At 56.4% G+C, this 15,658-nt stretch carries 14 protein-coding genes; 5 read left to right on the top strand and 9 right to left on the bottom strand.

Features of this window, described 5'->3' with window-relative positions:
- Positions 1 to 113: 113 nt before the first annotated feature.
- The 5 genes from yqaB to G6Q29_RS14080 all read left to right on the top strand — a co-directional run bounded on the left by yqaB (position 114) and on the right by G6Q29_RS14080 (position 4,219).
- Positions 114 to 680, top strand: coding sequence for a fructose-1-phosphate/6-phosphogluconate phosphatase (gene yqaB / locus G6Q29_RS14100; RefSeq protein ID WP_165466112.1), 567 nt, complete (start codon positions 114 to 116; stop codon positions 678 to 680).
- On the top strand, positions 677 to 1,105 hold the full coding sequence (locus G6Q29_RS14095; RefSeq protein WP_165466111.1) for a YqaA family protein: 429 nt from the start codon (positions 677 to 679) through the stop codon (positions 1,103 to 1,105). Before yqaB ends, G6Q29_RS14095 begins: the two co-directional genes overlap by 4 nt.
- Positions 1,106 to 1,188: 83 nt before the next feature.
- Entirely contained in the window at positions 1,189 to 2,733 is a 1,545-nt protein-coding gene (gene gshA, locus G6Q29_RS14090; protein ID WP_165466110.1) for a glutamate--cysteine ligase, read from the top strand.
- A gap of 152 nt (positions 2,734 to 2,885) precedes the next feature.
- Positions 2,886 to 3,401 carry an S-ribosylhomocysteine lyase gene (gene luxS, locus G6Q29_RS14085; protein WP_063451839.1) on the top strand — a complete coding sequence of 172 codons (516 nt, stop codon included), beginning with the start codon at positions 2,886 to 2,888 and terminating at the stop codon, positions 3,399 to 3,401.
- Positions 3,402 to 3,454: 53 nt separating this feature from the next.
- Complete coding sequence (locus tag G6Q29_RS14080) at positions 3,455 to 4,219, top strand: AraC family transcriptional regulator (protein WP_165466317.1); 765 nt, start codon at positions 3,455 to 3,457, stop codon at positions 4,217 to 4,219.
- On the opposite strand, the gene leuA is transcribed toward G6Q29_RS14080, so the two are convergent.
- The 9 genes from leuA to nrdF all read right to left on the bottom strand — a co-directional run bounded on the left by leuA (position 4,206) and on the right by nrdF (position 15,651).
- On the bottom strand, positions 4,206 to 5,861 hold the full coding sequence (leuA, locus tag G6Q29_RS14075; protein ID WP_165466109.1) for a 2-isopropylmalate synthase: 1,656 nt from the start codon (positions 5,859 to 5,861) through the stop codon (positions 4,206 to 4,208). The two genes, G6Q29_RS14080 and leuA, sit on opposite strands and share 14 nt — an antisense overlap.
- Before the next feature lie 147 nt (positions 5,862 to 6,008).
- Complete coding sequence (gene emrB, locus G6Q29_RS14070) at positions 6,009 to 7,556, bottom strand: multidrug efflux MFS transporter permease subunit EmrB (protein ID WP_006811709.1); 1,548 nt, start codon at positions 7,554 to 7,556, stop codon at positions 6,009 to 6,011.
- Between the two features lie 16 nt (positions 7,557 to 7,572).
- The gene (gene emrA / locus G6Q29_RS14065; RefSeq protein WP_165466108.1) at positions 7,573 to 8,745 is read right to left on the bottom strand and encodes a multidrug efflux MFS transporter periplasmic adaptor subunit EmrA; all 1,173 of its coding nucleotides are present in this window, start codon (positions 8,743 to 8,745) and stop codon (positions 7,573 to 7,575) included.
- A 129-nt stretch (positions 8,746 to 8,874) separates the two neighbouring features.
- Complete coding sequence (emrR, locus tag G6Q29_RS14060) at positions 8,875 to 9,405, bottom strand: multidrug efflux transporter EmrAB transcriptional repressor EmrR (RefSeq protein ID WP_017694792.1); 531 nt, start codon at positions 9,403 to 9,405, stop codon at positions 8,875 to 8,877.
- Positions 9,406 to 9,718: 313 nt separating this feature from the next.
- The gene (locus G6Q29_RS14055) at positions 9,719 to 10,903 is read right to left on the bottom strand and encodes an MFS transporter (protein WP_165466107.1); all 1,185 of its coding nucleotides are present in this window, start codon (positions 10,901 to 10,903) and stop codon (positions 9,719 to 9,721) included.
- A 190-nt stretch (positions 10,904 to 11,093) separates the two neighbouring features.
- Entirely contained in the window at positions 11,094 to 12,089 is a 996-nt protein-coding gene (gene proX / locus G6Q29_RS14050) for a glycine betaine/L-proline ABC transporter substrate-binding protein ProX (protein ID WP_165466106.1), read from the bottom strand.
- 9 nt (positions 12,090 to 12,098) lie between these two features.
- Positions 12,099 to 13,163: a glycine betaine/L-proline ABC transporter permease ProW gene (gene proW, locus G6Q29_RS14045; protein WP_165466105.1), complete on the bottom strand. Its 1,065-nt coding sequence runs from the start codon at positions 13,161 to 13,163 to the stop codon at positions 12,099 to 12,101.
- Complete coding sequence (proV, locus tag G6Q29_RS14040; RefSeq protein ID WP_022649131.1) at positions 13,156 to 14,358, bottom strand: glycine betaine/L-proline ABC transporter ATP-binding protein ProV; 1,203 nt, start codon at positions 14,356 to 14,358, stop codon at positions 13,156 to 13,158. The genes proW and proV overlap by 8 nt, the downstream gene beginning before the upstream one ends.
- 333 nt (positions 14,359 to 14,691) lie before the next feature.
- Positions 14,692 to 15,651 (bottom strand): class 1b ribonucleoside-diphosphate reductase subunit beta, encoded by a 960-nt coding sequence (nrdF, locus tag G6Q29_RS14035; RefSeq protein ID WP_165466104.1) that lies wholly within the window; start codon positions 15,649 to 15,651, stop codon positions 14,692 to 14,694.
- Positions 15,652 to 15,658 lie beyond the last annotated feature (7 nt).

Raw genomic sequence — 15,658 nt, 5'->3', positions numbered from 1 at the left:
CTCCTTCTTTGTTTATTCCTTCGACGTTCCGTCAGCAATCACACTCTCTGTCAGCGACAAAAATCCCCTTTTACGATAAAGTAATGCTTTGTTAATCGTTTAGCGAGAGCACGATGTACGCACAGTATGACGGTTTGATCTTCGACATGGACGGCACCCTCCTGGATACCGAACCCACGCATCGTCAGGCCTGGACCGACGTCCTGGACCGTTACGGCATGCGTTTCGATTTGCAGGCGATGATTGCCCTCAACGGATCGCCCACCTGGCGTATCGCACAGGCCGTGATTGAGCTGAATCAGGCCGATCTCGACCCGCATCAGCTCGCGCGTGAAAAAACCGACGCGGTAAAAGCCATACTATTAGACACCGTGCAGCCTTTACCACTCATTGACGTCGTCAAAGCGTGGCACGGGCGTCGTCCTATGTCTGTCGGTACGGGCAGCGAGAGCGCGATTGCTGAAGCGCTACTCAACCACCTTGGCCTGCGCCACTATTTTTCTGCCGTCGTTGCTGCCGATCATGTTAAACATCACAAACCCGCACCGGATACCTTCCTGCTCTGTGCAGAATTAATGGGTGTTCCACCTGCAAAATGCGTGGTGTTTGAAGATGCTGATTTTGGCATTCAGGCCGCGCGTGATGCCGGAATGGCAGCGGTGGACGTTCGCTTACTGTGAGTGACGCGCTGTCACTCACTTCATTATTCGCCAGCAGTTTTTTAAGCTCCACCCTCTTACCGGGGAATTCGGAAGTGGTGCTGGTGGCGATGCTGTTGTCCGGCGTGAGTCAGCCCTGGTTGCTGGTCTTAATAGCAACAATGGGTAATAGCCTTGGAGGGCTGACTAACGTTATTCTTGGACGTTTCTTTCCGCTACGCGAAAAATCTCGCTGGCAGGAAAAGGCAGTGGGCTGGCTAAAACGCTATGGCGCTGCCACGCTGTTATTAAGCTGGATGCCTGTAATAGGCGATTTACTGTGTCTGCTGGCGGGATGGATGCGCATCTCCTGGGGACCGGTGCTCTTTTTTTTGTGCCTTGGCAAGGCGTTACGCTATGTTTTACTGGCATGGGTAACACTACAGGGTATGACGTGGTGGCACTAATTGGTGGAATGAATTCGCGACCTTCAATCGTCAACCATTACAATTATGCTGAGTGACAATTTTTTGACAGGCGGGAGGTCAAATTGATCCCGGACGTATCACAGGCGTTGGCCTGGCTGGAAAATCACCCTCAGGCACTGAAGGGGATTCAGCGTGGGCTTGAACGCGAAACGCTGCGCGTAAATGCGGATGGTAGCTTAGCGACAACGGGGCACCCGAAGACGTTAGGCTCGGCGCTGACACATAAATGGATCACAACCGATTTCGCCGAAGCGCTGCTGGAGTTCATCACGCCAGTAGACGGTGATATTGATCATATGCTGACGATCATGCGCGATGTGCATCGCTTCACCGCCCGTAACCTCGGCGATGAGCGTATGTGGCCGCTCAGCATGCCGTGCTATATCGAGCAGGGGCAGGATATCGAGCTGGCGCAGTACGGTACCTCGAATATCGGTCGGCTGAAAACGCTGTACCGCGAAGGCCTGAAAAATCGCTACGGCGCATTGATGCAGACGATCTCGGGTGTGCACTACAATTTCTCTTTGCCGATGGCGTTCTGGCAGGCGAAATGCGGTGAAACGGATAAAGAAGCAATCTCCGCGGGCTACTTCCGCCTGATCCGCAATTACTACCGTTTTGGCTGGGTAATTCCGTATCTGTTCGGCGCGTCGCCGGCCATCTGTTCATCTTTCCTGCAAGGGAAACCGACCACGCTGCCGTTCGAGAAGACCGAGTGTGGCATGTATTACCTGCCGTACGCGACCTCCCTGCGCCTGAGCGACCTTGGCTATACCAATAAATCGCAAAGCAATCTTGGAATTACGTTTAACGATCTGCATGAGTATGTGGCAGGCTTGAAGCGGGCGATAAAGACCCCGTCGGAAGAGTACGAAAAAATCGGCCTCGAAAAAGACGGTAAACGCCTGCAAATTAACAGCAACGTGTTGCAGATTGAAAATGAACTGTATGCACCGATTCGTCCGAAGCGCGTGACGCGCAGCGGTGAAACGCCGTCGGATGCGCTACAGCGCGGCGGGATCGAATATATTGAAGTGCGTTCGCTGGATATCAACCCGTTCTCACCGATTGGCGTTGATGAGCAGCAGGTTCGCTTCCTCGACCTGTTTATGGTCTGGTGCGTACTGGCGGATGCGCCGGAAATGAGCTCCGACGAACTGCTCTGTACCCGTACCAACTGGAATCGCGTGATTCTGGAAGGGCGCAAGCCGGGCCTGACGTTAGGTATTGGCTGTGAAACGGCCCAGTTCCCGCTGGCTAAAGTGGGGAAAGATCTGTTCCACGATCTGAAGCGCGTTGCCCAGACGCTGGATAGCGTCTACGGCGGCGAAGCTTACCAGAAGGTCTGCGATGAACTGGTTGAAAGCTTTGATAACCCGGAACTGACATTCTCAGCTCGTATTCTGCGTTCTATGATTGAGCAGGGAATCGGTGGCACAGGGCGTTCACTTTCAGCAGCGTACCGTGAGATGCTGATACAGGAACCATTAGAGATCCTGAGCGAAGCGGACTTTGAAGCAGAACGGGATGCGTCCGTTGCGCGTCAGAAAGAGGTCGAAGCGGCGGATACGGAGTCGTTTGAGGCGTTTCTGGCAAAGCAGGCCTGAACCAAAAGAAAAAGGCCACATCGCTGTGGCCAAAATATACATCTCTGAATTCAGGGATGATGATAACAAATGCGCGTCTTTCATATATTCAGACGCGCATTCTTTAGAAGAGTTCAGTTTATTTTTAAAAAAATCACTATCGGAGGTGACGTATGCCGTTATTAGATAGCTTTACTGTCGACCATACCCGTATGGAAGCACCAGCAGTCCGCGTGGCGAAGACCATGAACACGCCGCACGGCGACACGATCACCGTTTTCGACCTGCGCTTCTGCGTGCCGAACAAAGAAGTGATGCCAGAGAAAGGTATTCACACGCTGGAACACCTGTTCGCCGGATTCATGCGCGACCACCTGAACGGCAACGGCGTTGAGATCATCGATATCTCCCCGATGGGTTGCCGTACCGGTTTCTACATGAGCCTGATCGGTCAGCCGGAAGAGAAACGCGTTGCAGACGCGTGGAAAGCGGCCATGGAAGACGTGCTGAAGGTGAAAGAGCAGAATCAGATCCCAGAGCTGAACGTTTACCAGTGCGGCACTTACCAGATGCACTCTCTGGAAGAAGCGCAGGACATCGCACGTCACATCATCGAGCGTGATGTTCGCGTAAACAGCAACGACGAGCTGGCCCTGCCAAAAGAAAAACTTCAGGAACTGCACATTTAGTACCGTGCCTGTGGATGCCCGGTGGCGCTTCGCTGACCGGGCCTACGATCCTGATGACGATAACCACCACCTTCTCCTTTACCCATCGCCCGCTTGTGCCGTTTTCGCATGATTATGTTCATGGCGACAGCGAGCCGTGGCATCAGCACGACTGCGCGCAGCTTCTGCACATCCTTACCGGTGTCGTGCGGGTGGATACCGCATCCGGCTGCTGGGTGGTGCCACCCGGTCGCGGCGTCTGGCTACCTGCGGGTACGCAGCACGCCCTGCGCATGACTGGCAGCGTTGCTGCCCGCACGCTGTTTATCGATCCGCTGGCGCGCGCCGATCTCCCGGCGACCTGCCAGATAGTGCAGATCTCTCCTCTGCTGCGCGAGTTGATCCTCACATCCCTTACGCTTCCTGCATCTTACGCACCCGGAAGCCGCGATGAACGTGTCTATGAGCTGATCCTCGATGAAATTCGCCTTATGCAGGTACTGCCGTTTCACCTGCCCGAGCCGGAAAGCGAAGCGCTGCGCCATCTTTGTCGGCAGATTCGCGAGATCCCGGAAGAAAGCTGGAGCAGCGCGCAGGCCGCGGGCATTATGGGAATGAGCGAACGCACGCTGAACCGCCATTTCCAGCAGCAGACAGGCCTGAGCTACGGCGAATGGGTGAGAAGGGCGCGACTGCTGGAGGCCTTAGTGCGGCTGGCACAGGGCCAGCCGGTATTACGCGTGGCGCTGGATCTGGGTTATGACAGCCACAGCGCCTTTACGGCAATGTTTCGCCGGGTAATGGGCGTCACGCCCAGCGAATATTTTAAGAACAACTGACCGCGTTAAAAAGCGCCTGAATCGACGCGCGCGCCACGTCGCTGTCAATGCCCACGCCCCAGCGGCTGGTCCCGTCCTGGAACAGGCAGCGGATATAGGCCACCGAGCGGCTGTCGCTGCGTTCGCCTAACGTATGCTCGTGATAATCCTTAATCACAAACGGCGCGTTGATCCAGCGGCTTAAGCCGTGCGCGGCGGCGGAGAGCAGACCGTTTCCCTGGCCCTCCAGCTGGCGAGTGCCCCCTTGCATGGCGACGCTTGCCGTCAGCCGCAGCTGGCCGTCATGCTGGCTGTCGCTGCGGTACGATTGCAGCGCAAACGCCGGGCTAGCCACCAGGCCGTAGCGGGCGCGGAACAGCTGCCAGAGCGCATTCTGCGTCATCTCTTTTCCATGGTTATCCGTTTCCTGCTGCACGTGCTGGCTAAAATCCTGTTGCAGGGCGCGAGGCAATTTCAGGCCGTGGTTTTGCTCAATAAGCCAGGCGCTTCCGCTTTTTCCTGACTGGCTGTTCACGCGGATCACCGCTTCATAGGTACAGCCAATATCCTGCGGGTCGACGGGCAGGTAGGGCATCTCCCAGCGTTCGCCAGGCTTACGGGCATCGAAACCTTTCTTGATGGCATCCTGGTGCGAGCCGGAGAAGGCGGTGTAGGCCAGCCGACCGGCCCACGGATGGCGTGGATGGACGGGCAGCTGATTGCAGATCTCTACCGTTTCAACCACCCGATTCATATCGCTGAAATCCAGATTCGGGCTAATGCCCTGGCTGTAGAGGTTCATTGCCAGCGTTACCAGGCAGACGTTGCCCGTACGCTCACCGTTACCAAACAGGCAGCCCTCCACGCGGTCTGCGCCCGCCATGACGGCCAGCTCCGCGCTGGCGACGCCGGTACCGCGGTCGTTATGCGGATGCACGCTGATGCAGACGTCGCTGCGACGGCTGAAGTGGCGGCAGAAATACTCGATCTGATCGGCATAGACGTTCGGCGTGCTCACTTCGACGGTGGCAGGTAAGTTGATCACCATAGGCCGTTCGTCGCACGGCTGCCAGATCTCCGCCACGGCTTCACAAATCTCCAGCGCGAACTCCGGTTCGGTAAAGCAGAAGGTTTCCGGGGAGTACTCGTACTGCCAGCGGGTGTCAGGGTTCTCTTCACACCGCTGACGAATCAGGCGCGTCGCGCGCGTCGCCAGCGCGACGATTTGCGCTTTCTCCATGCCGAATACCAGACGGCGGAACAGCGGGGCGGTAGCGTTATACAGGTGAACGGTGGCCTGCTTCGCGCCGCGAAGTGATTCGAAGGTGCGATGGATGAGATCCTCCCTCGCCTGCGTTAATACCTGAATGGTGACGTCATCCGGGACGCGATTCTCCTCAATCAGCTGACGCACAAAATTAAAGTCCGTCTGCGAGGCGGACGGGAAGGCGACTTCTATTTCTTTAAACCCGCAGTTCAGCAGCAGATCCCAGAATTGCAGCTTGCGCGCGCTGTCCATCGGCTCGGCCAGCGCCTGGTTACCGTCGCGTAAGTCTGTCGAGAGCCAGCGCGGGGCGCGGGTGATAATCTGCTCCGGCCAGCGGCGGTCGGGCAACGAAAGGGTGGGGTAAGGCTGGTATTTATCGGCGGGTGTGTTCAGCATGGTGCGCTCCTGTTGTCTTTTCACTATCGTGAATCGATTTCAGGTGCGCTGCTTTATCGGAACTGACAATTGCTGTCGCGTTTCGGACAAGGGTGGCGATTGTTGCCCGGTGGCGGCTACGCCTTACCGGGCAACCCGTGCACAGATCTAGTGCGCCCCACCGCCCCCGCTACCGGCCCCAAACGGTGGTTTGGCAAACCACACCAGCCCCAGCAGGACGATAAAGATCCCCGCCGATATCCAGAAAATCTCGTTTGCCGAGATAATCAGCCCCTGGTTGGTGATTTGCTGGGCAAGCCAGCCGGACGCCTGCTGCTCCGTCATCCCCATCCCCTCCAGCTGGCTATACATCTGCTGAGCGTTAGGGTTGAACGGGTTCACCGCTTCGGTTAGCTGGGCATGATGCATTGATTCCCGGTTGGTCCACAGCGTAGTGGTGATTGACGTCCCGATGGAGCCCGCCAGCGTACGGGTAAAGTTCGACAGGCTCGATGCCGCCGCCATCCGCTCAGGCGGCAAGCCGGAAAGCGTAATGGTGGTCAGCGGCATAAAGAAGCACGCCACGGCGAAGCCCTGAATAAACTGCGGCCACGCGGAGGCGCCAAAGTCCATTCCCGGTTCGAACGTATACGCGCGCCAGTAGAAGCACACGGCGTACATGATGAAGCTGAACGTCACCAGCCTGCGCATGTCGAGCTTATGGGCGAAACGGCCAATAATCGGCGACAGCAGAACCGGAATTAACCCCACCGGCGCGGAGGCCAGCCCCGCCCAGGTTGCGGTATAGCCGTACACCTCCTGCAACAGCTGCGGCAGCAGAACAATCGCGCCGAAGTAGAGCATGTAGGCGAGGCTGATACACAGGCAGCCGATGGTGAAGTTTCGCGATTTAAATAGCGAGAGGTCGACTATCGGATTATCGTCCGTCAGCTCCCAGACAATCAGGAAGCTGATGGCAACCACGGCCACCACCGTCAGCACGATGATTTCCGTAGAGGCGAACCAGTCCAGCTCTTTGCCGCGGTCGAGCATGATTTGCAGGCTGCCGATGCCGACAACCAGCAGCGCCAGTCCGATGCCGTCGATCCGCCGCTGTTCGGTCCGCGTTTCGCGACCGCGCAGAGACTGTAGCGTCATCAGCACCACCAGCGCACCGATGGGCACGTTGATGAAGAAGATCCAGCCCCAGTGATAGTTATCGCTGATATAGCCGCCGAGGATGGGTCCGCAAATCGGAGCGACGATCACCGTCATCGACCACAGCGCGAGCGCGATGGAGCGCTTGGCGGGGGGATAGTTGTTCAGCAGCAAACTCTGCGACAGCGGAATCAACGGCCCGGCGACAATCCCCTGGATGACGCGGAAGAAAATCAGCATCGTCAGGCTGCTGGACATGCCGCAGGCCCAGGAGGCCAGCACGAACAGGATCGTCGACCAGAGGAACAGCTTCACTTCACCGACGCGCTTCGCCAGCCAGCCGGTGATGGGAATGGAGATGGCGTTCGCCACCCCGAACGAGGTAATGACCCAGGTCCCCTGACTTAGCGATGAGCCAAGGTTCCCGGCGATCGTAGGGATCGCCACGTTTGCGATGGTGGAGTCCAGCACCTGCATGAATGTCGCCAGCGACAGCGCAATGGTCATAATGACCAGCTGCGCCCCCTCCAGCGGTTTTTGCGGCTTTTGCTGTTGCATAACGCTCACCTTCGGCTTAACCGGCGTTTGCCTTCACGATGTCATCGATCAGCTTATTGACCGGATCGAGGCTAATTTCACGGGCGTTACTTTCATAAGCTGGCGTACTGCGCACCTGGCTTGCGAGGATCTGACCGTCGCGGTTGGCGGTATCGACCGTCACCAGCGTGGAAAGGCCAATTCGCAGCGGATGGTCCGCCAGCTGCTTCGGATCCAGCTCGATACGCACAGGCAAGCGCTGTACCACTTTGATCCAGTTGCCGGTGGCGTTCTGCGCAGGCAGCAGGCTGAACGCGCTGCCGGTCCCCATGTCCAGACCGACCACTTTCCCGGTGTACTTGACGTCATCGCCGTAAATATCGCTGACCACGGTCGCGGTCTGGCCGATACGCATATGCGCCAGCTGGGTCTCTTTGAAGTTGGCGTCAACCCACAGATTGTTCGCCGGAACGACCGCCATCAGCGGCGTGGTAGTGCTAATCTGCGCCCCTGGCTGTACGGAACGACGGGAAACGTAGCCGGTCATCGGGCTGACGATTTTGGTACGTTGCAGGGCAAGCCATGCGTTACGCACTTCGGTCGCCGCCTGTTTCACCGCTGGCTGGTTTTCCAGAGAGGTGCCCAACACCATCGCCTGGTTGGCGTTGTACTGTTGGATCGCCACGTCCAGCTGCGCCTGTGCGCTGGCCACCGCGTCGCGGGCGTGCTGCAACTCTTCACGACCAATCAGGTTGGCGGTGCCGAGAGGAACACGACGATTGAGGTCGCTCTGCGCCTGCGCCAGGGCCGTTTTCTGCACGTCGATATTGGCCTGAAGCTGCTTGCTGTTGATCATCAGCTGGCGGGTCTGGCGAACGCTGGAGGCTAGCGCCGTCTGTGCTTTTTCAAACGCCTGTTGGGCGTCGGTCGGGTCGAGCGTGACCAGCACGTCGCCTTTTTTCACAAAGTCGGTGTTATCAGCCCAGACTTTCGTCACGCTGCCTGACACCTGGGCCATGATTTGAACCTGATTCCCTGCCACGTATGCATCGTCTGTCTCTTCAACATGACGCAAGACTAAAAACCAATAGATCCCATATGCCACGGCAATAATAATAAAGAGCAAGGTCAGCAGAATAAGGGCGCTCTTACGTTTGCCCTTTTTGTTGACCGGTTGCTGCGGGGGGGTGTTCTCCGCATTTGCGCTCATTGTTGTTCTCCACGATCTTTTTATTTTCACATCGGCTGAGCCGACCTGTTGTCAGAAAGGCCAGCAGTTTCACGTGCTGGCCTGTCAGTTTTTCTTTTAGCAATCTGGAATGTTGAGCGGATCGTCGCGTTAGCGCAGCGCCTCAAGGATGACGCCATCTTCATCCATCTGGTCCAGACGGGTGAGCAGCTTGCGAGTAATGTGCTCAAGCTGGTCGCGCTCGGCGGTGCTGAGGGCAGACCAGAGCTGGTGCAGGCAGTTGTGCTGCGGTGGCAGCACTTCGCGCAGGAATTCGTGACCTTTCTCGGTCAGTTGCAGATGCAGGCAGCGGCGATCGTTATCGCTTTCACGGCGTTCGATCCAGCCGCGCTTTTCCAGCTCATCTGCAATACGGGTCGCATTGGTACGGGAAGAGCCCAGCGCGCAGCTCAGTTCAGACGGCTGAATGCTGTGATTTTCCTGAGACTCCAGCGTAATCAACGCCATAAACAACGTCTCGTTAATCCCTTGCGCTTTCAGCATCTTGTTACGATTTTCCAGCAGCTTACCCTGCATGTGCATGCACAGGCGGGTCAGCAGGATTTCCTGATAGGGGAAGTCCTCATGACGACTGGCGCGGAACTTAAGCATTTGTTCAATGGGCGTAAACGAACTATCCATTTTGGGCATAACCTCATTAATTACAGCCGATATAGTAACGATAGTGACAAATAATGTAAATGAATTATTTGTGCGGTTATATCCGCCAAACGTATGTCACCATCAGAAAGCGCCGGGTAAATCCGTGACCCGGTAAGCACAGAGAGCGTGGGGTGTGTACCCGCGAAAGAGGGGATGTGAGGACAGGGGTCTGAACTATTCATGCCGGTAGTAAATATGTCACCCACAGTAAAATTTCTGGGATAAATGATTACCGTTACCTTAACAGATGCAGGCCCCCTTTACACCCCAGGGGGCCAAAGCAATGTAAAACTTAGTGAATTGCGTCCTGACGGTGATAGCCGCGCCACCATACCAGCAGATTTATCGCCGCGACGATGGCACCGATGGCGCACACGCCCGTCCAGCCCGCATGCTGCCATGCGGATGCTGAGATTAGCGAGCCCGCCGCGCCGCCGATAAAGTAGCTGGTCATGTACCCGGCCGTCAGACGGTTACGGGCATCCGGCTTCACGCGGTAAATCACGGTCTGGTTGGTGATGTGCACGCCCTGCACGGTGAGGTCAAGCACCAGAATACCGACAATCAGCGCCAGCACGGAGACGTGTCCGTACCAGATGGCCGCCCAGGAGAGCAGGAGTAAAACCAGCCCGGCAGAGGTGGTCATATGAGATTTACCTTTGTCGGCCAGCCCTCCGGCCGGGCGCGCGCCCAGTGCGCCAGCCGCGCCTGCCAGCCCGAACAGGCCAATCACCCCTTCTGAGTAATTAAACGGCGGTGCGGCAAGCAGAAACGCCATCGACGTCCATAAGATGCTGAAGTTGGCGAAGGTGAGACACCCCAGAATGGCGCGCGTGCGCAGGAGTTTATCCCGCGTGAAGAGACTGAAAACGGAGGCGAGGAGCTGCGGATAGTTCAGGTGATTTTCCTGCTTCACCTTCGGCAGGCCGCGCCACAGGGCCAGCGCCATGATAACCATCAGCACGCTCGCCACCCAGTAAACGGTACGCCATCCGCCGAGGCTCGCCAGCAGTCCGGCAACGGTTCGCGCCAGCAGGATGCCCAGCAGCAGGCCGCTCATGATGGTCCCGACCACTTTGCCGCGTTTTTCCGGGGAAGCCAGCGTCGCAGCGAGGGGAACTAGAATCTGCGCCACCACCGAGAACAGCCCCGTCAGCGCGGTGCCAATAATCATCATCGTTAACGACTGGCTGCTGGCAGTGATCAACATCCCGCCGGCCGCCAGCAGCGTCATGGAGACGATAAGCATCCGGCGCTCAAACATATCGCCTAATGGCACCAGAAACAGCAGCCCAGCCGCATAGCCGAGCTGTGCGGCGGTGACAATAAAGCCGGCGGAGCTGGCTGAAAGATTGAAGGCGCGTGCGATGGTGTCGAGCAGTGGTTGTGCGTAATAGTTGCTGGCGACGGCCAGACCCGTTGCCACGGACATTAAAAGGATGAGTGCGGGGCTAAGCCCTTGAGCTGTTTTTGTCATTAGTTTCAGGAATCGTGAGTTAAGTGATTATTTTTTCCGGAAACATAATAACCAATGATGGAGAATGTTGGGGAATTGTTATGTGTGTGTTTGTGCGGTTTAGGCCCCTCACCCTAACCCTCTCCCTAAGGGAGAGGGAACGATTACACCCTCTCCCTTAGGGAGAGGGCTGGGGTGAGGGGAAAGTACTTTACTTCTGCGCCTCAAGCGCCTCTTTCACCCAGCCGTCGAACTGCTGCTGGTGGGCTTTGATCCAGCCATCCACGTGGCCTTTGATATCTGCTTCGGATGATTTACCCGCGTGCATCATCGCGTTCTGCGCGTTAATGTCTGCCAGCGGCAGTTTCATCACCGAGAACAGCTTCGCCGCCGCCGGGTTTTTCTCGGCCCAGGCTTTGTTCGCCACGATATGCATGGTGTTCACCGGGAAGCCATAGTTCATGCCGTTTGGCAGCTTGGTGTCGATATCTTTCTGCTCGCCTGGCAGGGAGGAGAAGGGCACCTGCAACCACACCACGTCTTTACCCGGCTTCAGCACGTCGCTCACCCAGTACGGTGTCCAGGTGTAGTAGATCACCGGCTTGCCTTCTTTAAAGCGGGCGATGGTGTCGGCCATCATCGCAGAGTAATTGCCGTGGCTCACGTCGACGGTCTTCGCCAGATCGAAGGCGTTGTTCTGGTGGTTAATCACCGCTTCACAGCCCCAGCCCGGCGAGCAGCCCATCATGTCGGCTTTACCGTCACCGTTAGTATCAAACAGTTTTGCGATCTTCGGATCTTTCAGCTGTTCAATATTGGTGATGTGATACTTATCGGCGGTTTTCTTGTCGATCAGATATCCCTGCGCAGCGCCGGTCACGAAGGTGCCTTCGCGGTAGAATTTCTTGTCACCGCCTGCGGCGGCATACATGTCGTCGTGCAGCGGTTGCCAGTTCACGGCGGTAAAGGTGGCATCGCCGGAGGCAATGGAGGTATAGCCCACGTTGTAATCCACTTCGCTGGCGGTATTCACCGTATAGCCCAGTTTCTCCAGCGCACGGCTGACAATCTGGGTCTGGAAGGACTCTTCCGAAATAGTGCTCTGTACCGGCTGTACGGTAATGCCTTTGCCCGGCAGGTCAGCGGCAACAGCGCTGGTGGAGACAAGGGTCGCAAACGCTGTGGCAAAAAGTACGTTATGTCGCATCGTTGTTCCTTATTTTGTAAATGGGCGGGTGAGTAACCCGACAGGGCCGGTGGTATACCAGCGACGGTTGCCGCGACTGCGTGAATCACGACCGACAGCCTGGGTCAGGCGGTCAAGAATAATGGCAAGGATCACAATCCCGACGCCGCCGACGGTCGCCAGCCCCATATCGAGACGGCCAATGCCGCGCAGTACCATCTGACCTAACCCGCCAACGGCAATCATCGAGGCGATCACCACCATCGACAGCGCCAGCATCAGCGTCTGGTTAACGCCTGCCATAATGGTCGGCATCGCGAGCGGAAGCTGAACCTTAAACAGCATCTGACGCGGGCTGGCGCCGAACGAGCGCGATGCCTCTATCAGATCCGCAGGCACCTGGTTAATGCCCAGAATGGTCAGGCGAATAATTGGCGGCAGGGCGAAGATAATGGTCACGACCACCCCCGGTACGTTACCGATGCCGAACAGCATCACGATAGGCACCAGGTAAACGAACGCTGGCGTGGTCTGCATCGCATCCAGCAGCGGGCGGATAATCTTCGCGGCCCGGGGGCTGCGCGCCAGCCAGATCCCCATCGGCAGGCCGATCACCACGCAGAACAGCAGGGCGGTCAGCACCAGCGCCAGGGTGATCATCGCCTGAGACCACGCGCCAATCGCGCCGATGGCAATCAGGGAGATGAGCGTGGCGATCCCCATACCCGCGCTGCCAAACTGCCATGCGATCAGCGAGAACAGAATAATCGCCACCGGCGCGGGCATGCCCAGCATCAGCTGCTGGAAGCCGTTCAGGATGTAATCCACCGGGATGCGGATCCCCTGGAACACCGGGCGGAAGTGGGTAACGACCCAGTCGATCCCCTCCGTTACCCAGCTATCCAGCGGGATCAGCGTTTTGTGGAACGGATCCATAATATTGAAATGCTCTGGGGCAGGCGCGGGTGCGCTGTTGAGCCAGTCTGCCGAGCCGCCGCCATCGGCAGGCGCTGGCGTGGACCCCCACGCATCGGCAGATTGCGCCGCGCTGTCCGCTGCTTCAGTGGTGCCCCATGGGTTTGATTGATCAGCCATTGTTTGTCCCCTCGCGATCTAAAGCCTGTAGCAGCATCCGTTTTGAGATGATGCCAACGTACTGTTGTTCTTCACCGACGACCGGCACCGCGCACGGCGCCTGACCCACGTGAGAGAGCAACTCGCTGAGCGGCGTTTCGGCGTCCACGGCAAGCGGAGCGTCAATCAACGCCGCATCGATTCCCTGGTTTTCGCTCAGGGCGGTTTTCAGGGAGTCGATGGAGACAACGCCGACAAATTTATTGCCGCGTTCAACCAGATAACCGTATTCACGGTCTTCGTCCTGCAACAGCTTCAGCGCGGAGCGCGGGCCAAAACCTGGCGTTTTTCGAATAATGCCGTTTGGTGTTCGACGGGCAATATCCTTCGCACTGAATACGTGGCTAATATCCACGCCGCGGAAGAAGGTGCGCACATAATCATTCGCCGGATTATTGAGAATTTCATCCGGTGTGCCGACCTGCACCACTTCACCATTTTGCATAATGGCGATACGGTCACCAATACGCATGGCTTCATCCAGATCGTGAGAAATAAAAACAATGGTGCGCTGATGTTTGGCCTGTAATTTTACCAGCTCATCCTGCATCTCGGTGCGAATTAAGGGATCGAGCGCAGAGAAGGCTTCGTCCATTAATAAAATGTCCGGATTAATCGCTAATGCGCGCGCTAATCCCACACGCTGACGCATACCGCCGGAGAGTTCATCCGGATACGCATGCGCATAATTTTCCAGCCCGACCTGGCGCAGTGCATCAAGCGCTTTTTCCTGACGCTCCTGTGCTGGCGTGCCGGCTAATTCCATGCCAAAAGCGGTATTATCGAGTACCGTCATATGTGGCATCAGCGCAAATGACTGAAATACCATCGCAATTTTCTTTCTGCGCACCTCGCGGAGTTCTGCGTCTGATATTCTGGCGATATCAACGCCGTCAATCAGCACCTGTCCGCGGGTGGGTTCAATCAGGCGATTGAGAAGGCGAACCATAGTGGATTTACCCGAACCGGATAATCCCATGATGACAAAAATCTCGCCTTCTTCAATGGCCAGACTGGCGTCTTTAACGCCAAGCGATAGCCCGGTTTTTTCCAGAATTTGCTCTTTCGAAAGGCCTTTCTCAATATATTTGAAAGCACGCTGCGGGTGCTCGCCAAATACTTTATAAAGATTTTTCACTTCTAATTTAATTGCCATGCAATAGAGAGTGTCCTGTTATTTGTTTATGTCGATATGATTACCATGGTAAATAGTTAACTGGCATTACCCTAACATACTCAGAATCTGAGACAACCCTGGTCCGGTCTGAGGCTGGAATTTTGCCGCAAGCGAAACGGCTGAATTTCCCATGAATAAAGGGCTGAGGGCGGTTTGAATTTTTCTCAATTTTTTGCTGCTGCATGGGGAAATTTCGCCTGAATCGGTGTGATTCAGGCGAATATGACGGGGAAATTACAGTGTAGTACCTGGTGGAATATTTGGCTGGAAATAATGAAATGCAGAGTTAATTAATGAACGTTAATTCATTCATTAAAAATCCCAGTCCTCGTCTTGCGTCTCCACCGCTTTACCCATTACGTACGACGAGCCGGACCCGGAAAAGAAGTCGTGGTTTTCATCAGCGTTGGGCGACAGCGCCGCGAGGATCGCCGGGTTCACCTCCGCCATGTCTGGTGGGAATAACGCTTCGTAGCCCAGGTTCATCAGCGCTTTGTTGGCGTTGTAGCAGAGGAAGGCTTTTACATCCTCTTCCCAGCCCGTTCCGGCGTACAGTTCCTCGGTATAGCTCAGCTCGTTGTCATACAGATCCATCAGCAAATCGAGGGCAAAACCTTTGAGTTCCTCGCGTTTTTCCGCGCCGAGTTTCTCCAGCCCTTTCTGATATTTATAGCCGATGTAATACCCGTGTACCGCTTCATCCCGGATGATGAGGCGAATCAAATCGGCGGTGTTAGTGAGCTTGCCCCGGCTCGACCAGTACATGGGCAGCCAGAAGCCGGAATAGAAGAGGAACGATTCCAGGAATACGCTGGCGATCTTCTTCTTCAGCGGTTCGTCGGCCCGATAATATTCCAGCACCAGATCTGCCTTGCGCTGCAATGACGCGCTCTCTTCGCTCCAGGCGTAGGCGGCGTCCACGTCTCTGGTCTGGCACAGGGTGGAGAAAATCGAGCTGTAAGAGCGGGCGTGCACTGCCTCCATAAAGCTGATGTTCGACATCACCGCCTCTTCATGCGGCGTCAGCGCGTCAGCCATCAGCGCGGGCGCGCCGACGGTGTTCTGAATGGTGTCCAGCAGCGTCAGGCCGGTAAAGACGCGAATTGTCAGCTGCTGCTCGGCATGGCTCAGGGTTTGCCAGGCCGGAATATCGTTGGAGAGCGGCACTTTTTCCGGCAGCCAGAAGTTGCTGGTCAGACGGTTCCAGACCTCCAGGTCTTTATCATCCTGAATCTTGTTCCAGTTAACGGCGCTTACGCGTGACAGTTTCATCCTTTCT

Source organism: Enterobacter cloacae, assembly GCF_011078175.1.
Taxonomy (GTDB): domain Bacteria; phylum Pseudomonadota; class Gammaproteobacteria; order Enterobacterales; family Enterobacteriaceae; genus Enterobacter; species Enterobacter cloacae_Q.
Note: the sequence above shows the minus strand (reverse complement) of the source record. Positions and strands in the feature narration are given on the sequence as shown.